We start from the raw sequence: 23,725 nt of genomic DNA on the forward strand, positions 1-23,725 counted from the left end.
CAGTCCCTTCAGATCGGCAGGCCCAGCGTGGAAGTTGTCATCGTTCCGGACGCAAAGGCGGGCGGCGAGCTGATCGCCGAGGCCATGGCACAGCTGCTCCGGCGCAAGCCCGCCGCCCTGCTCGGCGTGGCCACGGGCTCGACGCCGCTGCCTGTGTACGAAGCGCTGGCCGCGAAGGTGCGCTCCGGCGCGGTGGACGTCGGGCGGGCGCGGATCGCGCAGCTCGACGAGTACGTGGGGCTGCCGGCCGATCATCCGGAGTCGTACCGCTCGGTGCTGCGGCGTGAGGTGCTGGAGCCGCTCGGGATCGGGATGGACCGGTTCACAGGCCCGGACGGCACGGCGGCGGACGTGCAGGGGGCGTGCGAGGCCTACGACAAGGCACTGTCGGACGCGGGGGGTGTGGACCTTCAGCTGCTCGGCATCGGGACCGACGGGCACATAGGTTTCAACGAGCCGTGCTCGTCGCTGGCGTCACGGACGCGGATCAAGACACTCACCGAGCAGACCCGGATCGACAACGCGCGCTTCTTCGACGGTGACATCGACCAGGTGCCGCACCACGTGATCACGCAAGGCATCGGCACCATCCTGGAGGCCCGGCATCTGGTGCTGCTCGCCATCGGCGAGGGCAAGGCGGACGCGGTCGCGGCGACGGTGGAAGGGCCGATCGCCGCGGTGTGCCCCGCGTCCGCGCTCCAGCTCCACCCGCACGCGACCGTCGTCGTCGACGAGGCCGCCGCGTCGAAGCTGAAGCTGGCGGACTACTTCCGCCACACCTACGCCAACAAGCCGGACTGGCAGGGAATCTAGGGTCGCGCCCCGGCCGCAGCTCATCGCTGTGGCAAGGGCGTCCCCTGGCCGTGCCGGCACGGGTCGGGCCGGCACGGCCGGTTCACCCCCGCGCCCTCACAGCCCCGTGACCCCGGCGATCACCTCGGCCGCCGCCCGGCCGCAGACGCGGGCCGCGCCGTGGGTGGCGATGTGCAGGGCGCCACGCGGGGCGGCCTGGGGGACGCCCATCTCCACGACGACGGTGTCGGGGCGGGCGGCCAGCAGGGTGTCGAGGGCCGAGGCCATCCAGGGGTGGCGGTGTTCGTCGCGGACGACCGCCACGATCCGGCGCCGGCCGGCCGCCTCCAGTGCCGCCCGTCCGGCGCTCTCACCGGCCGCGCTCTGCGGGCCGTCCCCGGCGGAGAAGCTGCCCGTCACCGTGCCCGGCAGGAGGTGGACGAGCTCCGCGGCGACGCCCCACGGGGTCTCGTCGCCCACGGCGATGTTGGCGACGGGGGTGAGGGCGGCGACGTAGGGCGGTTCCGTGAGGGGCTCGAAGGTGTCGGGGCTGCCGAGGCCGGGCGCGGCGGTCACGGTGAGGGCGCGGCGGGCGGCGTGCAGGCCGATCTCGGTGCCGTGGGCGCTCTCAGCCGGGCGGCCCGACGTGGCCGCCCAGCGGGCCAGTGCACGTACCCGGTCGGCGGCCTCGGCGAGGCGTTCCTCGGGGAGTTCACGCGACCGTACGGCCGCGACCAGGGCGTCCCGCAGGCGCAGCACGGTCGCGTCGTCGGCGAGGCCGCCGCCCACGCAGATGGCGTCGGCGCCCGCGGCGATGGCGAGGACGCTGCCGCGTTCGATGCCGTAGGTGTCGGCGATGGCGCGCATCTCCATGCCGTCGGTGGTGATGAGGCCGTCGTAGCCCAGTTCGTCGCGCAGCAGGCCGGTGAGGATGCGGCGGGAGAGGGTGGCCGGGCGGTCGGGGTCCAGCGCGGGGACCAGGATGTGGGCGCTCATGACGGCCCGGGTGCCGGCGGCGATGGCGGCGCGGAACGGGGTCAGTTCGCGCTCGGTCAGCACCTCGGCGTGGACGTCGATGCGCGGCAGGGCGTGGTGGGAGTCGACGGCGGTGTCGCCGTGACCGGGGAAGTGCTTGGTGCAGGCGGCGACACCGGCGGACTGCAGGCCGGTGACGTAGGCGGCGGTGTGGCGGGCGGCCAGGTCGGTGTCGGCGCCGAAGGAGCGGACGCCGATGACCGGATTGCGCGGGTCGGAGTTGACGTCGGCGGACGGGGCCCAGTTGAGGTTGACGCCACAGGCGGCGAGACGTCGGCCCAGTTCGTGGGCGACCTGCTGGGTCAGCTCCACGTCGTCGACCGCGCCGAGGGCGTGGTTGCCCGGGAAGGAGGAGCCGCTGCGCACCTCCAGGCGGGTCACGTCGCCGCCCTCCTCGTCGATCGCGACGAGGACGTCGTCGCGCTCGGCACGCAGCTGGGCGGTCAGGGCGGCCAGTTGGTCCGGCGAGGCGATGTTGCGGCCGAACAGCCCGACGGAGGCGAGGCCCTCACCGAGCCGCCGGAGCAGCCAGTCGGGGGCGGTGGTGCCGGTGAAGCCGGGCTGGAGGACCGTCAGGGCGTCGCGGATGAGCGTGTCGGTGCCGCTGGCGAGTGTCGTCATCGGGTGAGGTCATCCCTTCACGGCGCCCGCGGTCAGGCCCGCGGCCATCTTGCGCTGGACGAGGAGGAAGAGGGCGACGATCGGCACGGCCATCATCGTGGCGCCGGCCATCATCGGGGCGTATTCGGTGCCGTGTTTGGTGGTGAAGTTGCCGAGCCAGACGGTCGCGGTCTGGTTCTTCTGGCTGAGGAGCATCAGGGCGTACAGGTACTCGTTCCAGGCCTGGATGAAACCGTAGACCGAGGTGGCGACCATGCCGGGGGCCAGGAGGGGGAAGACGACCCGGAGGAAGGCGCCGGTGCGGGAGCAGCCGTCGACCATGGCCGCCTCCTCCAGTTCCCTCGGGATGTTGACGATGAAGCCCCGCAGCGTCCACACCGTGAACGGGAGGATGAAGGTCAGGTACGTGATGATGAGGCCGGTCAGCCGGTCGTACTGGCCCAGGTCGTTGAGCAGCAGGAACACCGGGATGATCATGGCGACCAGCGGGACCATCTGCACGGCGAGGATGCCCACGATCACGATCTTGCGGCCGCGGAAGGCGAAGCGCGAGATGGCGAGCGCGGCCAGCAGCCCGACGGCCATGCCGATGACGACCACGGCCAGCGACACGACCAGGCTGCGGCCCACGGGCCCCCAGAAGTCGGCGATGTCCAGGGCCCGGCTGAAGTTGTCGAGGGTGAGGCCGGTCGGCAGCAGGCTCGGGTCAGGGTCGATGGCGTCCTTGGCGGGCTTGAACGCCGTGTTGAGCATCCAGTAGAGCGGGAAGCCGGCGACGACGAAGACGAGGAGGCCGAGGAGGTTCCAGCCCAGCCGCGACTTACGGCGTCGGGCTCCGGCGAGTGTGCTCATTCGACCTCTCCGATCTTCAGCATCTGCCGCATGTAGACGGCGACCACGCCGAGCAGCAGCAGGACGGTGATCAGCGCGATGGCCGAGCCCTGGCCGTAGTCGTTGACCACGAACGCCCGGTCGTAGGAGTAGGTGTTGAGGACCTGGAACTCCGGCTCGGGGTGGCCGCCCCGCATGACGAACACCTGGGGGAAGACGCCCATGTCCCAGATGACCGACAGGGTCGTGAGCATCACGATGATCGGCTTGAGGACGGGCAGGGTGACGAAGCGGAAGACGCCCCAGGAGCCGGCGCCGTCCAGACGGGCGGCCTCCTCCAGCTCCTTGGGGACCTGGGTGAGGCCGGCGCTGAGGGTGATGACCACGAACGGCACGGCTCCCCAGATCACCAACAGCATGATCACGGCCAGGCCCTCGGGGCCGCTGGCGAACCAGTTGTGCCCGATCATCTCGACACCGGGCAGTTTGCTGAGCAGTGCGTTGAAGACGCCGTAGTCGGAGTCGAAGAGCCACTTGAAGACGGTGGTCGCCACGATCACCGGCATGCCCCAGCTGGCCACCAGCACGATGTTGATGAGCATCTTCAGCCAGCCGGAGACCCGCTGGAGCAGCAGGGCGAGCGCCATGCCGATCACCATGGTGAAGACGACGGCGCCGGCGGCGAAGACGATCGTGCGCAGGACGACGGCCCAGAACTCGCCGTCGCCCAGCACCTTGGCGAAGTTGTCGAACCCGACCGACTCGGCCGGCTGGAAGCCCCACAGCTGGGACTGGCCGAACTTCTGGAAGGACAGGGTGACCAGGCGGGCCAGCGGATAGCCCATGACCAGGGCGAGGATCAGCAGGCAGGGCGCGAGCAGCAGCCAGGGGGCCAGTGCCCCGCCCGACGTGCGCTGTCCGCGGGGCCGCCGGTCCTTCGGGGGCGGTGGTGGTGCCTGCCGCGGTGGCGGCACCTTGGCAGTGGTGGTGGTGTCTGCGGCACTCATCGCGTGCTCCTCGGCGGTCCCTCAGGTCTTGACGACGGCGGGGCTCCGCATGCCGGGGAGCCCCGCGCTCAGGTCACTTGGTGTTGATGACCTTGTCGATCGCGGCGTCCGCCTCCTTGGCGGCGGCCTCCACGGACTTCTTGCCGGTGCCGATGCTCTGCAGCATGGTCTGCAGGATCTGCGCCTTCTCGACCTGGCCCCAGCCGGGTGCCATGGGGACGAACCAGCTGGACTCGGCCGCGGTGGCGGGGACGGCCGTCTTCGGGTCGTTCTTGAGCGTCGCGAGGTCGGTCTTGTTGTTCGGCAGGTTGCCCTTGGCCATCAGGCCCTTCTGCCCGGAGGAGCCGGTGAACGCGTTGATCCACTCGGCGGCCAGGGCCTGGGCGTCGGACTTCACCGGCACGGCGAGGTCGGAGCCGCCCAGGAAGACGGGCATGTTCTTGCCGGACGGGCCGGGCATCACGAAGTTCTCGAGGTTGCCCTTGAGCTTGCCGGTCTTGTCGTTCTTCGGATCCTCGGCGGTGGCGCCCTCCCAGGCGGCGGCGAAGATCATGGCGGACTTGCCCTGGCCGTAGACGATGTAGCGGTCGGACTCGTCCTTGGTCTTGTCGCCGTGCATGTAGGAGTCGACGACGTTCTTGAACTCCTTCAGGCCCTTGAGGGACTCGGGCGAGGACAGGGATGCCTTCCACTGCCCGCCCGACTCGGTGGCGATGGCGCCGCCCGCGTCGTAGACGAAGGACATGGCCGCGTACCAGTCGCGGGTGGGCTGGTACCAGGCGCTGAACTTGCCGCCCTGCTTCTTCTGGATCTTGTCCAGGGCGGCGGTCAGCTCCTCGTACGTCTTCGGCGTCGACTTCACCCCGACCGATGCCGCCACGTCCTTGCGCCAGTTGGCGACGCGGCCGCCGGCGTAGTACGGGACGCCGTAGGTCTTGCCGTCGTAGGTGACCGAGGCCTTGAGGCCGTCCAGCCAGGCGTCCGAGTTGTCGAACTCGGCGGCGTCGAGGGGGGCGAAGGCGCCCTTGACCATGTAGCCGAGCATCTCGGTGTTGCCCATCTCGACCACGTCGGGAGCCTTGTCCGTGGCGAGGACGGCGTCGAGCTTGGCGTTCTTGTCGGGCCAGCCGTAGTACTCGTGGTTGATCTTGAGGCCGGGGTGCTTCTTCTGCACGGCGGCGTCGGCGGCCTTCACCAGTCCCGGCCAGTTGTTCTGGGCGTCGACGGTGAGCCAGACGGTCAGCTCCTTGGCGTCCGCGCCCTTGTCGGAGCCCCCGCCGCCCTCGCCCCCGCATGCCGCGATGGAGACCATCATGCCCGCGATACCGATCGCGGCTGTCAGCTTGCGCTTCACGCCACCCTCCTCAGGGATCCCACAACCCCCCTGGCTCCCCGCAGTGAACGTGGGGCCGGGCCTGGACCAATGGTGTAGACCAGTACCGGGGAGCTTGGACCAGACCAGAAGGCCTGTCAAGGGTCGCGATACGGCTCTGACCAGCCGTTATGCGACCTACATATGCAGGAACCTTTAAGTAAGAAGCCAGCGAAAACCCGGGCGGGACACGGCATACTGCGGGTAGACCACAGGGAATGGTGGACTAGACCAAAAGACGCGCCGACGGTATACAAGTGGGATCGTGTCGGCAGACGGGCCGGGAAGGCGGAGCATGAGCACCGACGTCAGCAGTGCGGAGAACGAGAACGGGGTGCCCGTCCGTACCGCGCGCGTGCCCAAGTACTACCGCCTGAAGAAGCACCTGCTCGACATGACGGAGACCCAGGCGCCGGGCACGCCGGTCCCGCCCGAGCGCACGCTGGCGGCGGAGTTCGACACCTCGCGCACCACCGTGCGCCAGGCGCTGCAGGAACTGGTCGTCGAGGGCCGGCTGGAGCGCATCCAGGGCAAGGGCACCTTCGTCGCCAAGCCGAAGGTCTCGCAGGCGCTGCAACTGACCTCCTACACCGAGGACATGCGCGCCCAGGGCCTCGAACCCACCTCGCAGCTGCTGGACATCGGCTACATCACCGCCGACGACCGCCTGGCCGGGCTGCTCGACATCACGCCCGGCGGACGCGTGCTGCGCATCGAGCGGCTGCGCATGGCCAACGGGGAGCCGATGGCCATCGAGACCACCCACCTCAGCGCGAAGCGCTTCCCGGCGCTGCGGCGCTCGCTGGTGAAGTACACATCCCTCTACACGGCGCTCGCCGAGGTCTACGACGTCCGTCTCGCGGAGGCCGAGGAGACCATCGAGACATCGCTGGCGACACCCCGCGAAGCCGGTCTGCTGGGCACCGACGTCGGCCTGCCGATGCTGATGCTCTCCCGGCACTCGCTGGACCGGGACGGGCAGCCGGTGGAGTGGGTGCGGTCGGTCTACCGGGGGGACCGGTACAAGTTCGTGGCGCGGCTGAAGCGGCCCGCCGACTAGATGCACCCCGCGCGCGCTTCCGTCACTGCTGAGGCCTGGTTTCGGTTGGGTACCGCATTGCGGACGAGGGGTTCCGCCATGGGCACACCCTGACCTAGATTGCCTGCGCATTGCACAGGTGATCACCAAGGGGACGGAGCCGCCTGATGTCGCAAGCCCCAGAAGCCAGTGGAGGGCCGGTGGTGACGCCCGTGCGCGTCGTCATCGCCGTCTGCCTCATAGCGCCGTTCGTGGCCATGCTGTGGGTCGGCTCGTACGCCAAGACCGACCCGGCCTTCATCGGGATCCCGTTCTTCTACTGGTACCAGATGGCCTGGGTGCTGATCTCCACCGCTCTCACGATGATCGCCTATAAGCTGTGGCAGCGTGACCAGCGCGCCCGCTCGGCCGCGAAGGGCGGTGCGTCGCAGTGAAGGACGGCGTGAACGGCGTCGCGCTCGGCGTCTTCATCTTCTTCTTCCTGGCCGTGACGGTCATGGGCTTCCTGGCCGCGCGCTGGCGCAAGGCCGAGAACGAGCACAGCCTGGACGAATGGGGCCTGGGCGGCCGCTCGTTCGGCACCTGGATCACCTGGTTCCTGCTCGGTGGCGACCTGTACACGGCGTACACGTTCGTCGCCGTGCCGGCGGCGATCTACGCGGCGGGAGCGGCCGGCTTCTTCGCCGTGCCCTACACGATCCTGGTGTACCCGCTGATCTTCACCTTCCTCCCGCGCCTGTGGTCGGTCTCCCACAAGCACGGGTACGTCACGACGTCCGACTTCGTGCGCGGCCGCTTCGGCTCGAAGGGCCTGTCGCTGGCGGTGGCGGTGACGGGCATCCTGGCGACGATGCCGTACATCGCGCTCCAACTCGTCGGCATCCAGGCCGTGCTGGACGTGATGGGCGTCGGCGGCGGCGAGAACACCAACTGGTTCATCAAGGACCTGCCGCTGCTGATCGCGTTCGGTGTGCTGGCGGCGTACACGTACTCCTCGGGTCTGCGGGCCCCCGCGCTGATCGCGTTCGTGAAGGACACGCTGATCTACATCGTCATCGCGGTGGCGATCATCTACATCCCGATCAAGCTGGGCGGCTTCGACGAGATCTTCGCCAAGGCCGGTGAGGCGTACAGCCAGACCAACCCGGCGACGGGAGCGCCGCGCGGTGCGCTGGCACCGGCCGAGCCGGGCCAGTGGACGTACGCCACGCTGGCGCTTGGCTCCGCCCTCGCGCTGTTCATGTACCCGCACTCGATCACGGCGACACTGTCCTCGAAGAGCCGTGAGGTGATCCGCCGCAACACCACGATCCTGCCGCTGTACTCGCTGATGCTGGGCCTGCTGGCGCTGCTCGGGTTCATGGCGATCGCGGCCGGCATCAAGGTACAGAACGGCCAGCTGGCGATCCCGCAGCTGTTCGAGACGATGTTCCCGGACTGGTTCGCCGGTGTGGCGTTCGCGGCGATCGGCATCGGCGCGCTGGTGCCGGCGGCCATCATGTCCATCGCCGCCGCGAACCTCTTCACCCGCAACATCTACAAGGACTTCATCAAGCCGGACGCCACCCCGGCGCAGGAGACCAAGGTCTCCAAGCTGGTCTCCCTGCTGGTGAAGGTCGGCGCGCTGGTCTTCGTCCTCACCATGGACAAGACCGTCGCCATCAACTTCCAGCTCCTGGGCGGCATCTGGATTCTGCAGACCTTCCCGGCCCTGGTCGGCGGCCTGTTCACCCGCTGGTTCCACCGCTGGGCCCTGCTCGCGGGCTGGGCGGTCGGCATGATCTACGGCACGGTCGCCGCGTACGGCGTGGCCTCCCCGACCCAGAAGCACTTCGGTGGCTCGGCGAAGGAGATCCCGGGCATCGGGGAGATCGGCTACATCGGCCTCACGGCGTTCGTCCTGAACGTGGTGGTGACGGTGGTCCTGACCTTCGTCCTGAAGGCCCTGAAGGCCCCCGACGGCATCGACGAGACCAAGCCGGAGGACTACACGGCGGACGCGGGCGACCCGGGGGTTCAGGTGGAACTCCCGCCCGCGACAGCAGGCACCTCGCACTAAGGGCCTTCAGGGCGCGGGGAACTGCGCGAGCAACCACAGGCAACCCGGCAGCGGGCCGCCGAGGAGCAAGCACCCTCGGCGGCCCGCTTTCGTGCACACTCACGTCATGGACCTCCTGATCCGCCCCGTGGAACCCACCGAATACGACGAACTCGGCGCCCTCACCGCCCAGGCCTACCTTCAGGACGGCCTCCTCGACTTCGGCCACAGCGACCCGTACCGGCACGTGCTGCGGGACGTCGCCGCACGGGCGGCCTCCGCGGAGGTCCTGGCCGCACTCAGGGACGGTCGCGTGCTCGGCGGCGTCACCTTCGTCCCGTCCGGCGGCCCCATGGCCGACATAGCCGGCCCCGGAGAGGCCGAGATCCGCATGCTCGCCGTGGCGCACGCGGCCCGCGGACAGGGAGTCGGCGAGGCCCTCGTGCGCTCCTGCGTCGAGCGGGCGCGGGCCACCCAGGGCTGCCGGAGCGTCGTGCTGTCGACCCAGCCCACCATGCACGCGGCCCACCGCATCTACGAACGGCTGGGCTTCACTCGCACACCCGAGCGTGACTGGAACCCCCTCCCGGAGCTGACGGACATCACTCTCCTCACCTATGAGTTGACGCTCTGAAACCAGCGCGACACAACATCTGGGGGTGCCGTTCGAACCCGGCACAAGATGTATGCTCATGCTCGCTGTCGCCGCAGGGGAATCCGGTGCGAATCCGGAACTGTCCCGCAACGGTGTACTTGTGCATGTCTGTTCCCGGAACCCTCCGTTCCCGGTACCGCCCCGCACAGGAGTCAGTCCGAGGACCTGCCGACAGCGCGCCCCGGCCACCCGGCCGGTGTGCCCTGACGTCCGGGCCTCGTGGAATGGGCCGGTGGACGCGACGCCGCGTGCGCTCGTGTGCTGCCCCCTGCCCTCGACGAGGCCCCCGTGCCGAGCGAGGGAGAGCCCCACGTGACCATCGCGCCAGCCGAACCGGTCTCAGCCGCCGAAGAAGAGCACGACGCCCCCGGCGCCGCGCTGCTGCGGACCCTGACCGAGCTGACCGCCGACCTCCCCGACGCCGACCCCGGCCGGGTCGCCGCCGCCGCGTTGCGCGGCCGGTCCGCGCGGGCGGACGAGCGGGAGTTGCGGGAGCTGGCGACGGAGGCCGCGGCCGGTCTGATCTCCGAGGACCCCGCCTACTCCCGGCTGGCCGCCCGGCTGCTGACCATCGGCATCCGCGAGGAGGCCGCCTCGCAGGGCGTCACGTCCTTCACCGAGTCCGTCGCGGTCGGCCACCGCGAGGGCCTCATCGCCGACCGCACCGCCGAGTTCGTGCGCGTCCACGCCGCCCGCCTCGACGCGCTGATCGACCGGGCGGCCGACGACCGCTTCGGCTACTTCGGCCTGCGCACGCTGCACAGCCGTTACCTGCTGCGCCACCCGCACACCCGCAAGGTCGTCGAGACACCCCAGCACTTCCTGCTGCGGGTGGCCAGCGGCCTCGCCGAGGACGACACCACGCGCGCACTGGACGAGGTCGCGGCGCTCTACGGGCTCATGAGCCGCCTCGACTACCTGCCCTCCTCCCCCACCCTGTTCAACTCCGGCACCCGGCACCCCCAGATGTCGTCCTGCTACCTCCTGGACTCCCCCAAGGACGAGCTGGACTCGATCTACGACCGGTACCACCAGGTGGCCCGGCTGTCGAAGCACGCCGGCGGCATCGGACTCGCGTACTCCCGCATCCGGGCCCGCGGTTCGCTGATCCGCGGCACCAACGGCCACTCCAACGGCATCGTCCCGTTCCTGAAGACCCTGGACGCCTCGGTCGCCGCCGTGAACCAGGGCGGTCGGCGCAAGGGCGCGGCCGCGGTCTACCTGGAGACCTGGCACTCCGACATCGAGGAGTTCCTGGAGCTGCGGGACAACACCGGCGAGGACGCGCGCCGTACGCACAACCTGAACCTGGCGCACTGGGTGCCGGACGAGTTCATGCGGCGCGTGAACGCCGACGCCGAATGGTCACTGTTCTCCCCCTCGGACGTGCCCGAGCTGGTCGACCTGTGGGGCGAGGAGTTCGACACCGCGTACCGGGCCGCCGAGGCGAAGGGCCTGGCGAAGAAGGCCCTGCCCGCCCGTGAGCTGTACGGCCGCATGATGCGCACCCTGGCGCAGACCGGCAACGGCTGGATGACGTTCAAGGACGCCGCCAACCGCACCGCCAACCAGACGGCCGAGCCCGGCCACGTCGTGCACTCCTCCAACCTCTGCACGGAGATCCTGGAGGTCACCGACGACGGCGAGACTGCGGTCTGCAACCTGGGCTCGGTGAACCTCGGCGCGTTCGTGACCGGTGGGGACATCGACTGGGAGCGGCTGGACGAGACGGTCCGCACGGCCGTCACGTTCCTGGACCGGGTCGTGGACATCAACTTCTACCCGACCGAGCAGGCGGGCCGCTCCAACGCCCGCTGGCGCCCGGTCGGCCTCGGCGCGATGGGCCTGCAGGACGTCTTCTTCCAGCTGCGCCTGCCCTTCGACTCGCCCGAGGCCAAGGCCCTGTCCACCCGCATCGCCGAGCGGATCATGCTCGCCGCGTACGAGGCCTCCGCCGACCTGGCCGAGCGGAGCGGCCCGCTTCCGGCCTGGGAGAAGACCCGTACGGCCCGGGGTGTGCTGCACCCCGACCACTACGGCGTGGAGCCGGCCTGGCCGGAGCGCTGGGCGGCGCTGCGGGAGCGCATCGCCACGACCGGTCTGCGCAACTCGCTGCTCCTGGCCATCGCCCCCACGGCGACGATCGCGTCCATCGCGGGCGTGTACGAGTGCATCGAGCCGCAGGTGTCCAACCTGTTCAAGCGCGAGACCCTGTCGGGCGAGTTCCTCCAGGTCAACTCCTACCTGGTGGACGAGCTGAAGCGGCTCGGCGTGTGGGACGCCCGCAGTCGTGAGGCCCTGCGCGAGGCCAACGGATCGGTGCAGGGCTTCGCCTGGATCCCCGAGGACGTGCGCGCCCTCTACCGCACGGCGTGGGAGATCCCGCAGCGCGGTCTGATCGACATGGCGGCGGCCAGGACCCCGTTCCTGGACCAGTCCCAGTCCCTGAACCTGTTCCTGGAGACGCCGACCATCGGCAAGCTCTCCTCGATGTACGCCTACGCCTGGAAGTCCGGGCTGAAGACGACGTACTACCTGCGCTCGCGCCCGGCGACCCGCATCGCCCGCGCCGCACAGGCCACCGTCCCCGCGCAGGCCACCCCGGACCCCGAAGCGGTCGCCTGCTCCCTGGAAAACCCCGAGTCCTGCGAGGCCTGCCAGTAATGAGCACCCAGAACCTTCTCGACCCCGGCTTCGAACTCACCCTGCGCCCCATGCGCTACCCCGACTTCTACGAGCGCTACCGGGACGCCATCAAGAACACCTGGACCGTGGAGGAGGTCGACCTCCACTCGGACGTCGCCGACCTCGCCAAGCTCTCCCCCGCGGAGCAGCACCTCATCGGCCGGCTGGTCGCCTTCTTCGCGACGGGCGACTCGATCGTCGCGAACAACCTGGTGCTGACGCTGTACAAGCACATCAACTCCCCCGAGGCGCGGCTGTACCTGAGCCGCCAGCTCTTCGAGGAGGCCGTGCACGTCCAGTTCTATCTGACGCTGCTCGACACGTATCTCCCCGACCCGGAGGACCGCGCGGCGGCCTTCGCGGCCGTGGAGAACATCCCGTCCATCCGCGAGAAGGCCGGGTTCTGCTTCAAGTGGATCAACGAGGTCGAGAAGCTGGAGCGCCTGGAGTCACAGGCGGACCGCCGCCGCTTCCTGCTCAACCTCATCTGCTTCGCCGCGTGCATCGAGGGCCTGTTCTTCTACGGGGCCTTCGCGTACGTCTACTGGTTCCGCAGCCGGGGCCTGCTGCACGGCCTCGCCACCGGCACCAACTGGGTGTTCCGCGACGAGACGATGCACATGTCCTTCGCCTTCGACGTGGTAGACACCGTCCGCAAGGAGGAGCCGGAGCTCTTCGACGACCGGCTCCAGCAGGAGGTGACGGACATGCTCCGGGAGGCCGTCGAGGCCGAGCTGCAGTTCGCGCGCGACCTGTGCGGTGACGGCCTGCCGGGCATGAACACCGAGTCGATGCGGCAGTACCTGGAGTGCGTGGCGGACCAGCGGCTGACCCGCCTCGGCTTCGCTCCGGTGTACGGCTCCGAGAACCCCTTCTCCTTCATGGAGCTCCAGGGGGTTCAGGAGCTGACCAACTTCTTCGAGCGGCGGCCCTCGGCGTACCAGGTGGCGGTGGAGGGCACCGTCGACCTGGACGAGGACTTCTGAGCCGGCACCTCCTCACGGGCCTCCTGGGCCTCCCTGATCTGACGGTCGATGCGCCTCTCGCGCACCAGGCCGATCACGGACGGGAGGATCAGGAGGACCAGGATCCCGAGGGTGGCGGTCAGTCCGATCAGTGCTTCTACCTGGTTGCTGTTCATGGACACCACTGTCGCGCCGATGACTCCTTACCGTCAGTGGCAGTACTGCCGTAGACCCTCGAATTACTGCCAAGGGCGAGGCACACTGGACGCATGCTGCAGAACGTGGCCGTCGCCCTGCTCGACGGCGTGAACCCCTTCGAACTGGGTGTGGTGTGCGAGGTCTTCGGCACCGACCGGAGCGACGAGGGCCTGCCGGTGTACGACTTCGCCGTCGCCTCGGCCGAGGGCCCGGTGCTGCGGATGAACTCTGGCTTCTCGCTCCAGGCCGAGCACGGCCTGGAGCGGCTGGAGACGGCCGACCTGATCGCCGTGCCGGCCGGGCAGAGCTACGCGCACCGGGACTTCCCGCCGGAACTGCTGGACGCCCTGCGCCGCGCGGTCGACCGCGGCGCCCGGGTGCTGAGCGTCTGTTCCGGAGTCTTCGTGCTGGCCGCGGCCGGACTGCTGGACGGCCGCCGCTGCGCCACGCACTGGAAACACGCCCAGGACCTCGCCCGGCAGTACCCGCGCGTGGTCGTGGAGCAGGACGTGCTGTACGTCGACGAGGACCCCGTGATCACCTCCGCCGGGACGGCCGCCGGGATCGACGCCTGCCTCCACCTGGTGCGCAAGGAGCAGGGCACCGAGGTCGCCAACAAGATCGCCCGGCGGATGGTGGTGCCGCCGCACCGCGACGGCGGCCAGGCCCAGTACATCGAGCGACCGCTGCCGCTCCCCGAGGCCGACACGATCGGCGAGGTGCTGGCGTGGATGGAGCGGCACCTGGACGAGGAGGTCACCGTCGAGCAGCTGGCCGCCCGCGCCCACATGTCCCCGCGGACCTTCGCCCGCCGCTTCCAGCAGGAGACGGGCACTACTCCCTACCGCTGGATCCTGCGCCAGCGCGTGCTGCTGGCCCAGCGGCTGCTGGAGGCGACGGACGAGACCATGGACGCGATCGCCGGCCGGACGGGGTTCGGCAACGCGGCCACCCTGCGCCACCACTTCGTCCGGGTGATCGGGACCACCCCGAACGCCTACCGGCGCACGTTCAGAGGCCCCGAAGCGGCCTGAGGCGCGGCTCGGTCACCGCGCGACCGGCCGCACCAGCAGGTCGTGCGGCCGGAGCGTGATCCCCACCCGTGCGTCGTCCTTCGACCCCGGCACCTGCTCGAAGCGGAACTTGGTGGCCAGTGCCGCCGTGATCAGCGTCAGCATGGCCATCGAGAAGTGGTCGCTCGGGCACTTGCGGTTGCCCACGCTGAACGGGCTCATGGCGTGCTTCGGGATGTCCTTGACCCGGTCCGGAAGCCAGCGGTCCGGGTCGAACTCCAGGTTTCGCTCGTACGACCTCGGGTCGCGCTGGATCGCGAACGGGCTGTAGATGATGTCCGCCCCGGACGGAATACGGTATCCACCTAGTTCCGTGTCCCGCACCGCCCGGCGCGTCAGAATCCACACGGCGGGCCTCAAACGTATGCACTCGATCACGACATTGTTGGTGTGCCTGAGTCCGCGGACGTCTGCGAATGCCACCGGCCTCCCACCGGTGACGGCTTGCACTTCGTCGCGCACCCGGTCGGCGTGTTCCGGGTGCTCCGCGAGCATATGCAACAGCCACATGATCGTGGAGGCGATGGTTTCGCTGCCGGGGGTCAGGATCGCGACGACCTGATCGTGGATCTCCTGTTCCCCGATCGGGTCGCCATTGTCGTCCTTCGCCTCCAGCAATGCCGTCAGCAAATCGTCCGGCTTTTGACCGGATGCCCGGCGCTCGGCGACGATCTCGTCGACCAGGAGATGCAAATCGGCCAATGCGCGGTTGAATTCGCGGTTGGCCGGGAGCGGCAGGTTGTAGAGCGGCCCGAGCGGGACCACCATCCGCCGGTACATGCCCCGGAAGACGGTGGCGAGGGCGACGCACAGCCGCTCGGCCCGCTCGTCCATGTACTCGCCGCGCAGCAGGCAGCGGGCCGCGACGCGCACGGCCACCCGGAAGGACTCGGAGGTGCAGTCGATCGTCTCGCCGGTCTTCCAGCGCTCGGTGAGCGCGTGGGCCTCCTCCTCCATGATCGGGCCGTAGGCGGGGATGGCGTCGAGCCGGAAGGCGGGCTGGATGGTGCGCCGCTGGCGCCGGTGCCGCGGGCCGTTCGCCGTGGCCACGCCCTCCTTGCCGAGCAGGCCCTCCAGGGACTCCCACAGCGGCCCGGCGATGATGAAGTCGTTGCTCAGCGCCAGGGCGCCGGTCAGGTCCGGGGTGGTGACCGCGTACACCGTCTTCGGTCCGAGCTTCAGCCGCACCACCTCGCCGTGCTCACGCAGCCGGGACATGAACGCCAGCGGGTCGCGCGCCAGCTTCCAGCCGTGCCCGAGGACCGGGATGCCACCGCCCGCCCGGGGCGGCTCCCGCAGCCCCACGGTCGGCGGGGTTTCGGGCTTCACAGACTCGACGGTCATTTCTCACCTGCCGCTTCGTTGTTGACGTACGGGGGCGTGGACCGGTCGTCCCAGCTGTCGACCATGTACCGGCCGGACTCGTGGTGGAACCAGTAGACGGAACTGAACCAGTTCCGCATATTGCTCAGACAGGCCCGCACGGCGGCGCTCAGTTCCTTTCCCCGCACAGTGCCGTCGGCGAGGTCGTCGGCGAACCGTAAGGCTTCCTGCTCGGCGTCGAGGAAATCGCTGATGCTTTTCTCGACACGGCACCGGACTTCCATGACCGCCTGTTCCAGAGTCAGTCCCTCATGGGTGATGAGGCTGATTCCGAGATTGTGCACCTCGTCGCCCGCTATCTCTTTCGGGAGCGAGCACAGATCGTTGTACCAGGCGGCGAACTCCTGGCTCAGCAGCGCCGCCCGCCGAAACGCCGGGTGTGTGCGGACGGCGTCGGGGAGTTCACATCCGGCGGCCGACTCCAGCAGGTCCGTCCATATCCAGTGCGCGAAGGTGAGCCGTCGCAGCCGAAGGTATTCCTCGACCGTCGGGACGATGCCCTGCGTGCGGTTGTGGAACTCCCGGTCGTACGCGTCGATCACCGCGTGGAAGTGCCGGGCGAACCGGAGGTTCCACGTCTGGGTCAGGAACGCGTACAGCCGCAGCACGCTGTCCGCGAACCCGGCGACCAGTGGGTCCTCGTGGTGCAGGTGTTCCCCGGGGGAATCGAGGGCCGAGTGCAGCCGGTCCCGCAGCAGCCGCCAGGAAGCGGGACGGCCGAGCACGATGTCGCGGTCGTGACGGTCGTCCCAGACGAAGAACCACGCGCTGTAGTCGGCGATCGCCTGCATGACCTCGTCCGGGGAGCCGATGTAGTACCCGGCCATGAGGTCGGTGTAGCAAAGGCCGTCGGCATATTCCTCCACCTTGTCCGCAGGCATGAGCCGTTTTTCGAGCAGCCAGGCCCGGGTCTTCTCCTGGCACTTCGGCCAATACGGGTGGAGTTGCCGGGGGAACTCCGCCTCGATCACCGGGAGAGAGAGCGATGGTGGAACTGCGATCGTGGCCGGTGTCGATGTGGTGCCGTGTGACAAAGCATGCACGAACTAACCCCTCTCAGCCGCCAGTTGGCGCGGGCGCCCCTCCCTTCGTGCCGGGCGTGCGCCGTTGCATATCCCGCTCATCCCATTCAGCACTACAACTGACCGTTCTGGGAACGTATTTGCTTCATTCACCACCCCACAGCGTCGGGTATCTCCCGTTGTGTGACTTCCGGCGGATCACCGGGAGAGCAGCAGCGGTCGAACGTGCGACGGACAGGCGAACGGCACAGAGGAACGGCGCCTGTCCCGGGTGGGAAACCCGGACAGACGCCGTGCGGCTGGTGAAGCCGAGGTCTCAGTCGTTGGCCACCACGGGGTAGCGGGGCTCGTTCTCGGCCATCTGCCGCAGGGCGTCCTTGCGCTCGCGCTTGGAGAGCCGGTCGATGTACAGGTAGCCGTACAGGTGGTCCGTCTCGTGCTGCAAACACCGAGCGAAGTATCCGGTGCCGCGCACCCGGATCGGGTTGCCCTTCTCGTCCTGCCCGGTCACCTCGGCGTAGTCGGGGCGGGCGAGCGGGGCGTACGCGGTGGGCACCGACAGACAGCCCTCGTTGCTGTCGTCCAGGCGGCGCTTGTCGGCGGGCAGTTCGACGAGCTTGGGGTTGCAGACGACACCGGTGTGCCGCACGCCCTCGTCGTCCGGGCAGTCGTAGACGAAGACCTTCGCGTCGACGCCGATCTGGTTGGCGGCCAGGCCCACGCCCTCGGCGGTGCGCTGGCTGGCGAACATGTCCGCGACGAGCTGCTGGAACTCCTCGCCGAAGTCGGTGACGTCCTTGCACTCCTTGTGCAGCACCGGGTTCCCGACCACCGTGATCGGCCGCGAGGTCCCCCGCTCCCGCCAGGCCGCCTCGCGCTCCTCGCAGTCCTCCGTGTCGATCACGTACCCCTCGTCATCGACGGGAAGCACGCCCGCACGCTGCTGATCGGTGTCCTGCTGAGCCATGACGTCTTGTACGCCTTCCTGAACAAATCCAAGCCGGGATGCAGATACAGGGTACGGGGAAGGCGCCCCGTCAGGGGCGCGGGGAACTGCGCGCCAGCCCTCACGGCGCCGCACCCGTCGGGCGACCTAGCAGACCTCTTCCAGATCCCGCCAGTCCCGGGAATCCGGGCTGTCGGCCACCCACCCGTCCAGCAACCCCCGAACCAGCGAGGCCGGCGCAGCCAACCCGCACTCCCGCTCCGGCACCCACAGCTGCCCGTCCGTGCGATGCCCCAGCGGCCCGGGGTGCCCCGGCTCACTGTGATCGTGCGGGTCGAGGTGCTCCCCGTCACCCTCGTCCGACGGCATGCGCGACTCGGAACACATCCGGCACAGCAACCGCACTGAGGAGGACCAGTCCTCCGCGGCGAACCCGGCGTCCGCCGCGAGCTGCTCCAGCGCGTCCCGGTCCGACTCGGTCGCCGCCTCCAGCAGCACCACCCACGTCGGCACCGGCGAGGGCGCCCACAGCTCGATCTCGTCGAACACCGGATACGTGTCCCCGGCGGCGGTCGTGCGCTCCCCGTGCGGCACACCGTCGTGCAGGACGACCTCGCCCCAGCGCCGCCCCGACGACGGCAGCGGAATGGACAGCACCTCGATCCGCGCGGGATCCAGCCGCCGTCCCCACACGACCTCGGCCTCCCCCTCCGGGGACAGCCGTACGGCCGCGCTGCCGAGCTCCATGCCGAGGGGCTCACCGGAGCCGTTGGCCGCTCCCGGCACCCGCAGCCCGTAGGCCTGCCAGGCGCGCCGGGCCAGCGGCCAGTCCTGCAGCCCGGTCGCCGCGATGCCCACGTTCCACCAGTCGGGCGCGCCGGTGTCCCGGTCGAGCAGGGCCACGGCGCGCAGTCCGGCCGTCCTCGCCTGCTCCCAGTCGTGCCGGAACTTGTGCAGCAGTGCGAGATTGAACCAGGACTCGGAAAGCCAGGGCTCCAGATCGGCGGCACGTGTCAACAGTGCGCCTGCGTCCTCGTACCGGCCGTCGCCGATGAGGGTGAACGCCCGGTCCGTGGCCTGCCGCCAGGAGGCGGAGGGCCGGTGCCGTCCCTTACCGAAGATCCTCACGATTCCCGCCTGCCAGTTCCGTGCGGTGGGCTGGCCGTAGCTGTGTTTCGAGCCCCCGGACACCTTCTCCTTCGCATCCAACCACGTACGGCCTCGAGGGCGCTCATTACCCATGGGTTACCCAGCCACGGGCAGGGTCAGACTGCTCCTTGCCAGTACGCGGGCCAGTGATTCCACCACCTCCGGGGCGTACGTCCCGGAGGTGGCGAGCCGGAGTTCCTCCAGCGCCTTCAGCGGCCCGCCCGGCCCTCCTTCCCGGGACTTCTCCTCGTACGCGTTCACGGCCCGGACGATTCGCGCGGCGAGCGGCTGCTCGGCGTAGGGGTCGGCCTGCCGCTCCACGACCACGGCCACCGCCTCGTCGACGCCCGTCTGCCGCACGACGGCCCCGCCGAGCAGGGCGATCCGCCGCTGCTCGGAGGCGGGCAGCGCGGCGGTGGCGCCCGCCGGCACCGGGTCGACGAGGCTCAGCTGGCCGATGTCGTGCATGAGCGCGGCGTACTCCAGTACGGCGAGCTCGGGCTCGGTCAGCCCCAGGTCACGCCCCACCGCCTTGCTGACCACGGCGACGCGCCGGGCGTGCCCGGCCGGGGTGTATCCGGCGACCTCGGTGGCCCGGGCGAGGGAGGCGATGGTCTGCCGGTAGGTCGCCCGGACGGCGGCGTAGCGGCGGAACGACATCTGGGCGAGCAGCAGGGGTACGGAGAAGACGGGCAGGGCCCACAGCCCCACGACGGCGACCGCGAGCGCCATCACCGCCCCGGTGGCGATGACGGCGGACCCGATGCCCAGCACGGCGCGCAGTTCGTCCCGCAACGCCGGTCCGAAGGGCCGGCCGGTGCGGGTGTGGGCCAGGGCGGCGGCGAGCACCGCGTCGCACAACGCGGTCAGGGACAGCAGGGCGAGCAGCAGCAGGGCGTAGGCGGGGCCGCCCCAGTCGTCGAACATGCCCCGGTTGTACGGGGGCTGGAAGCACACGGCGACGAAGCCGACGGTGAGCACCCGGCGCGCCACGTGGTCGAGCGTGGGCCCCTGGCCGCGGGCGACGTGCGGGACGCTGCCGAGCAGCGAGGCGGCGAGCACGACGGCGACGACCTGGGCGGGGCCGTGATGGGTGGCCCGTCCGCCGGCCTCGCCGAGCAGGGCGTAGGACAGGGCCGCGGCGGCTCCGAGCGGTGCCGGCTCCCGGACCCGCGCGCCGTTGCGCCGGGTGAGCTCGCCGACGGTGACGAGGACGCCGAAGGCGAGGGCGACCCGGCGTTCCTCCAGGCCGTCGTAGAGGGTGACGGCGAGGGAGCCGGCGGCGAAGACGCCGGCGCAGGCGTGGACGAGGGTGAAGAGCGGGGGCGGCCGGTACGCGCGCCTCGGTGGGCTCCCGGACGGCCGGTACGCGCTCATCGGTGGGCTCCCGGACGGCCGGTACGCGCTTGTCGGTGGGCTCCCGGGTGGCCGGACACGTGTGCTCCGGGCGGGGGCACCCGTGGTGGGCGGGTCTCCTCGCCTGGTGGGCGGGTCTCCTCGTCGTCGGCGGTCACCGCGGGGTGCCACCCCGTCCGCCCGACGGCTTCGACGAGAGCGGCGACCATCACCGGGTCGAACTGGCTGCCCGCGCACCGCTCCAGCTCGGCCAGGGCCACGGCGACGGGCCGGGCCCTGCTGTAGCTGCGGGTGGAGGTCATGGCGTCGAAGGCGTCGGCGACGGCCACGACCCGTGCGGACTCCGGGATCTGACGGCCCACCAGGCCGTAGGGGTAACCACTGCCGTCGAGCCGCTCGTGGTGGTGCAGCACGGCGGCGCGGGCCTCGCCGAGGAAGCCGATGCCGCGCACCATCTCGTGCCCGTACTCGGGGTGCAGCTCGATCACCCGCCGCTCCTCGGGCGTCAGCGGCCCGTCCTTCCTGAGCAGCCGGGTGGGCACGCCCAGCTTGCCGACGTCGTGCAGGATCCCCGCGAAGCGGAGCACCTCGACGCGCTCGTCGGCCATGCCCAGCTCGCGGGCGATCATCATGGAGGCCTGCCCGACCCGCTCGCTGTGCCCGCGGGTGTACCCGTCCTTGATGTCGACGGCCTGCACCAGCGCCCGGATGGTCGCCTGATGGGCGGCGCGTTCCCGGTGGTACTGCGCGAACGCCCACCACGAGACGCACATGGGCAGCAGCACGAGCAGCGCGGCCACGGGCCCGTAGGGGCTGCGCCACAGGACGGCCATCATCAGCCCGGCGAGGCCGTGCACGGCGATCGGAGCGAGCGAGCGTGCCACCAGCCCCCGCCAGGCCCGCCGCACCGGCACCCGTTCCGCCACGGCCAGGATCCCGCCGTCGAGCAGCGCGAGCACCAGGCAGAACGCCAGCACGGCCGCCCCGGCCGGCCCGAGGGCGTACGGGACGTCGCCCGTGACGACCGCCTCCGGCCCGCCGAGCAGCCGGTGCGTCCTGGCCGCGGCCCACACCCCGAGGACGAGCTGGGCGGCCCGCCAGACGCGTCGCAGCGCCACGGGCCGCTGACCGACCTGCGAGAGCAGCGCGCCGGGTACGGCCACCAGCGCCGCCGCGGGCGCCGGCAACAGGAAGGCACCGGCGAGCAGCACGGGGTAGAAGGTCCCGGCCGGGTGGGAGATCCCGACGAACCGGGACCGGGCGACGCGCTCGCATCCGGCGTACAGGCCGGCGAGCAGTACGACCGCCCACCAGGCGGTATGGGTGCCCGGCTGCGGCAGCAGACAGAGCAGGGCGGCCGTGACGACACAGGCGATGTAGACCCGTGCCCGTGCCGGTACCGCTTCCATGTGCCCCTCCCCCCGGCCAGGTCCGTCAGGCCGGGAGCCTAGGACGGCGGCAGGGGGCTCCGCGGGCCGATAACCCGCGGGTTAGCACGTTCGAGTGACGTGTTCGAGGGTGACTACCCGCGCAGAGGTGGGGTAGTTGAAAAGTGCAGGAGTGTCAGGACTCCCGCGGCGTGGCGGGCGAGGCCGTGACGTCCTGCTCGGGGACGGCCTGGCCGGAGCGGATCAGATCGATCCGCCCCATGACCTTGTCCCGCAGGTCGCCCGGCACGTCGTCGTGCCCGCAGCAGCGCTTGACGAGCTTCTTCACGGCCTGCTCGAGCCCGTACTTCTCGAGGCAGGGCGAGCACTCCTCGAAGTGGTGCTCGAACTTCACGCAGTCCGAGTCCGGCATCTCACGGTCGAGGAACTCGTAGAGATGATCGAGGATTTCGCTGCAATCCGTCTCGTGCGGCTCTCCGCAGCTCATGACCCCGAGCCTTTCGCTTCGTTCGACTCTCCGGCACCGGCCGGCACCATCCCGCGGTCACGGGCGTAGTCCTCCAGCATGCCGCGCAGCTGACGGCGACCCCGGTGCAGCCGGGACATCACCGTACCGATGGGTGTCCCCATGATGTCGGCGATCTCCTTGTAGGCAAACCCCTCGACGTCCGCGAGATAGACGGCGATGCGGAACTCCTCGGGGATCGCCTGGAGCGCCTCCTTCACGTCCGAGTCGGGCAGGTGGTCGAGCGCCTGCGACTCCGCGGAGCGCAAGCCCGTCGACATGTGCGACTCGGCGCGGGCGAGCTGCCAGTCCTCGATCTCCTCGGCCGCGGAGCGCTGAGGTTCGCGCTGCTTCTTGCGGTACGAGTTGATGAACGTGTTGGTGAGGATCCGGTACAGCCACGCCTTGAGGTTGGTGCCCTCGCGGAACTGGTGGAAGGACGCGTACGCCTTGGCATACGTCTCCTGCACCAGGTCCTCGGCGTCGGCCGGGTTGCGCGTCATGCGCAGCGCGGCCGAGTACATCTGGTCGAGGAATTCGAGCGCGTCCCGCTCGAAGCGCGCACTGCGCTCCGCGGCCGTCTCCGCGCCCGTGCCGCCCTGGCCCTCGGGCTGCTCCGCCTGGCCGTGTTCGGTCCCTGCGTCGGTCCCAGTGACCGGACCCACCTCCTCGAGTGTTCTCGTGAGACCGAGACCGGTCTCACCCGAATCGGAGGATAGACGACGATCCGGTCCGCCCGCCGCCCGAACAGGGGCGGTCTTGGCCGCGTGCAGCACCGTCCAGTCCAGGTCGGCCCGGCTGCTGCGGGTCGAATCGGATTCTGCCGGACGCAGCCCGTCCACGGGGTGGTGGCGGGTGACGGGCGGGCAGATGGTCGAACCCATGCGGCGGACTCCCTCTCCTACGACGTCGGTGCTGGTCTCCAGCACGTACGTCCCGCACAACAGTGACCGCCGCCCCGGCATTCCCGAAGCTTTACCCGAGTGACCCGGCCCACTCCACGACCGCCCCCGTGATGACCGCCACGGCCTCTTCCTGCGAGACATCAGCACGCTTCGGCACAGCGAAACCGTGATCCCCGTACGGGACCTCCACGAGCTCGTACTCCCCTTCGGGGAACTCCTCCGGCTTCCCGAACGGGTCGTTGCCGCCCTGCACGACCAGCGTGGGCACCCCGGCGCCCAGCAGCTCCGCCGCGCGGGACTTCTCCGGCTTGCCCGGCGGGTGGAGCGGGAAGCTGAGCGCGAGCACGGCGTGGGCGCCCAGCTCGGCGGCGGTACGGCAGGCGACCCGGGCTCCGGCGCTGCGCCCGCCGGAGACGACCGGCAGTCCGGACTTCGCCAGCGCGGGCCAGATGCCCCGCCAGCCGGTGTCCAGCGTCTTCGGTGCGGGTGCCAGCTTCTTCCCCGCCACCCGCCAGGGCTGCTCCACCCGGGCCACGGTCACGCCGTGGGCGGGCAGGACCTCGGCCAGGGCGGTCAGGTCACGGGCCTCGATGCCGCCGCCCGCTCCATGACTGACGGCGAGGACGAGCCGGGGCTTCTTCGCCCGGTGCCAGGTGATGCGGGCGGTTCCCGCGTCGGTCTCGACGGTCTCGGTCGTCACACCGGCCGCGTTCGTCGCATCGGCCGCCTTCGTCACGTTCGTCACGTCCCTCACGCTCGT

General features: G+C 70.2%; 22 protein-coding genes and 1 riboswitch. Of the genes, 8 read left to right on the forward strand and 14 right to left on the reverse strand.

What is annotated here, in order from left to right; genetic code table 11:
• The first annotated feature begins 27 nt into the window (after nt 1–27).
• On the forward strand, nt 28–813 hold the full coding sequence (nagB, locus tag AB0B29_RS33100; protein WP_362245608.1) for a glucosamine-6-phosphate deaminase: 786 nt from the start codon (nt 28–30) through the stop codon (nt 811–813).
• A gap of 96 nt (nt 814–909) precedes the next feature.
• Here nagB and AB0B29_RS33105 read toward each other — a convergent pair whose 3' ends face one another.
• The 4 genes from AB0B29_RS33105 to AB0B29_RS33120 form a co-directional block, all read right to left on the reverse strand.
• The gene (locus tag AB0B29_RS33105; protein WP_362245610.1) at nt 910–2,448 is read right to left on the reverse strand and encodes a glycoside hydrolase family 3 protein; all 1,539 of its coding nucleotides are present in this window, start codon (nt 2,446–2,448) and stop codon (nt 910–912) included.
• Nucleotides 2,449–2,457: 9 nt separating this feature from the next.
• The gene (locus AB0B29_RS33110; RefSeq protein ID WP_362245612.1) at nt 2,458–3,300 is read right to left on the reverse strand and encodes a carbohydrate ABC transporter permease; all 843 of its coding nucleotides are present in this window, start codon (nt 3,298–3,300) and stop codon (nt 2,458–2,460) included.
• The gene (locus tag AB0B29_RS33115; RefSeq protein ID WP_362245614.1) at nt 3,297–4,286 is read right to left on the reverse strand and encodes a carbohydrate ABC transporter permease; all 990 of its coding nucleotides are present in this window, start codon (nt 4,284–4,286) and stop codon (nt 3,297–3,299) included. The genes AB0B29_RS33110 and AB0B29_RS33115 overlap by 4 nt, the downstream gene beginning before the upstream one ends.
• A 73-nt stretch (nt 4,287–4,359) precedes the next feature.
• Nucleotides 4,360–5,640 (reverse strand): extracellular solute-binding protein, encoded by a 1,281-nt coding sequence (locus tag AB0B29_RS33120; RefSeq protein WP_362245616.1) that lies wholly within the window; start codon nt 5,638–5,640, stop codon nt 4,360–4,362.
• Nucleotides 5,641–5,953: 313 nt separating this feature from the next.
• On the opposite strand from AB0B29_RS33120, the gene AB0B29_RS33125 reads away from it, so the two are divergent.
• The 6 genes from AB0B29_RS33125 to AB0B29_RS33150 all read left to right on the forward strand — a co-directional run bounded on the left by AB0B29_RS33125 (nt 5,954) and on the right by AB0B29_RS33150 (nt 13,061).
• Nucleotides 5,954–6,718, forward strand: coding sequence for a GntR family transcriptional regulator (locus AB0B29_RS33125; protein WP_362245618.1), 765 nt, complete (start codon nt 5,954–5,956; stop codon nt 6,716–6,718).
• Nucleotides 6,719–6,864: 146 nt separating this feature from the next.
• Nucleotides 6,865–7,131, forward strand: coding sequence for a DUF3311 domain-containing protein (locus AB0B29_RS33130; protein WP_362245620.1), 267 nt, complete (start codon nt 6,865–6,867; stop codon nt 7,129–7,131).
• Nucleotides 7,128–8,756, forward strand: a complete 1,629-nt coding sequence (mctP, locus tag AB0B29_RS33135) for a monocarboxylate uptake permease MctP (protein ID WP_362245622.1) — start codon at nt 7,128–7,130, stop codon at nt 8,754–8,756. Before AB0B29_RS33130 ends, mctP begins: the two co-directional genes overlap by 4 nt.
• 106 nt (nt 8,757–8,862) lie before the next feature.
• A complete protein-coding gene (locus AB0B29_RS33140) occupies nt 8,863–9,369 on the forward strand; it encodes a GNAT family N-acetyltransferase (RefSeq protein WP_362245624.1) in 507 nt (168 codons plus the stop codon).
• A gap of 52 nt (nt 9,370–9,421) precedes the next feature.
• Nucleotides 9,422–9,577, forward strand: a riboswitch (cobalamin riboswitch).
• Nucleotides 9,578–9,702: 125 nt separating this feature from the next.
• Nucleotides 9,703–12,054, forward strand: a complete 2,352-nt coding sequence (locus tag AB0B29_RS33145; RefSeq protein ID WP_362245626.1) for a ribonucleoside-diphosphate reductase subunit alpha — start codon at nt 9,703–9,705, stop codon at nt 12,052–12,054.
• Nucleotides 12,054–13,061 (forward strand): ribonucleotide-diphosphate reductase subunit beta, encoded by a 1,008-nt coding sequence (locus tag AB0B29_RS33150; RefSeq protein WP_361117981.1) that lies wholly within the window; start codon nt 12,054–12,056, stop codon nt 13,059–13,061. The genes AB0B29_RS33145 and AB0B29_RS33150 overlap by 1 nt, the downstream gene beginning before the upstream one ends.
• Here the strand turns inward: AB0B29_RS33150 and AB0B29_RS33155 are convergent.
• Nucleotides 12,974–13,216, reverse strand: a complete 243-nt coding sequence (locus AB0B29_RS33155) for a hypothetical protein (protein ID WP_362245628.1) — start codon at nt 13,214–13,216, stop codon at nt 12,974–12,976. The genes AB0B29_RS33150 and AB0B29_RS33155 overlap by 88 nt on opposite strands.
• A gap of 93 nt (nt 13,217–13,309) precedes the next feature.
• On the opposite strand from AB0B29_RS33155, the gene AB0B29_RS33160 reads away from it, so the two are divergent.
• The gene (locus tag AB0B29_RS33160) at nt 13,310–14,272 is read left to right on the forward strand and encodes a GlxA family transcriptional regulator (protein ID WP_362245630.1); all 963 of its coding nucleotides are present in this window, start codon (nt 13,310–13,312) and stop codon (nt 14,270–14,272) included.
• 12 nt (nt 14,273–14,284) lie between these two features.
• Here AB0B29_RS33160 and AB0B29_RS33165 read toward each other — a convergent pair whose 3' ends face one another.
• The 9 genes from AB0B29_RS33165 to AB0B29_RS33205 all read right to left on the reverse strand — a co-directional run bounded on the left by AB0B29_RS33165 (nt 14,285) and on the right by AB0B29_RS33205 (nt 23,710).
• Nucleotides 14,285–15,655 carry a bifunctional albaflavenone monooxygenase/terpene synthase gene (locus AB0B29_RS33165; RefSeq protein WP_362245632.1) on the reverse strand — a complete coding sequence of 457 codons (1,371 nt, stop codon included), beginning with the start codon at nt 15,653–15,655 and terminating at the stop codon, nt 14,285–14,287.
• Nucleotides 15,652–16,737, reverse strand: a complete 1,086-nt coding sequence (gene cyc1 / locus AB0B29_RS33170) for an epi-isozizaene synthase (protein ID WP_362245634.1) — start codon at nt 16,735–16,737, stop codon at nt 15,652–15,654. The genes AB0B29_RS33165 and cyc1 overlap by 4 nt, the downstream gene beginning before the upstream one ends.
• Before the next feature lie 295 nt (nt 16,738–17,032).
• Complete coding sequence (gene def, locus AB0B29_RS33175) at nt 17,033–17,683, reverse strand: peptide deformylase (protein WP_053672393.1); 651 nt, start codon at nt 17,681–17,683, stop codon at nt 17,033–17,035.
• A gap of 126 nt (nt 17,684–17,809) precedes the next feature.
• Entirely contained in the window at nt 17,810–18,790 is a 981-nt protein-coding gene (locus AB0B29_RS33180) for a tetratricopeptide repeat protein (RefSeq protein ID WP_362245636.1), read from the reverse strand.
• A gap of 117 nt (nt 18,791–18,907) precedes the next feature.
• The gene (locus AB0B29_RS33185; RefSeq protein ID WP_362245638.1) at nt 18,908–20,188 is read right to left on the reverse strand and encodes an HD-GYP domain-containing protein; all 1,281 of its coding nucleotides are present in this window, start codon (nt 20,186–20,188) and stop codon (nt 18,908–18,910) included.
• A complete protein-coding gene (locus AB0B29_RS33190) occupies nt 20,185–21,576 on the reverse strand; it encodes an HD-GYP domain-containing protein (protein ID WP_362245640.1) in 1,392 nt (463 codons plus the stop codon). Before AB0B29_RS33190 ends, AB0B29_RS33185 begins: the two co-directional genes overlap by 4 nt.
• Before the next feature lie 154 nt (nt 21,577–21,730).
• Nucleotides 21,731–22,042, reverse strand: coding sequence for a mycothiol system anti-sigma-R factor (gene rsrA, locus AB0B29_RS33195; protein ID WP_362245642.1), 312 nt, complete (start codon nt 22,040–22,042; stop codon nt 21,731–21,733).
• Nucleotides 22,039–22,725 (reverse strand): RNA polymerase sigma factor SigR, encoded by a 687-nt coding sequence (gene sigR, locus AB0B29_RS33200; RefSeq protein WP_189723136.1) that lies wholly within the window; start codon nt 22,723–22,725, stop codon nt 22,039–22,041. The genes rsrA and sigR overlap by 4 nt, the downstream gene beginning before the upstream one ends.
• A 310-nt stretch (nt 22,726–23,035) precedes the next feature.
• Nucleotides 23,036–23,710, reverse strand: coding sequence for an alpha/beta hydrolase family protein (locus tag AB0B29_RS33205; protein ID WP_362245644.1), 675 nt, complete (start codon nt 23,708–23,710; stop codon nt 23,036–23,038).
• Nucleotides 23,711–23,725: the final 15 nt, after the last annotated feature.

The organism is Streptomyces tibetensis (assembly GCF_040647715.1).
Lineage (GTDB): Bacteria > Actinomycetota > Actinomycetes > Streptomycetales > Streptomycetaceae > Streptomyces > Streptomyces tibetensis_A.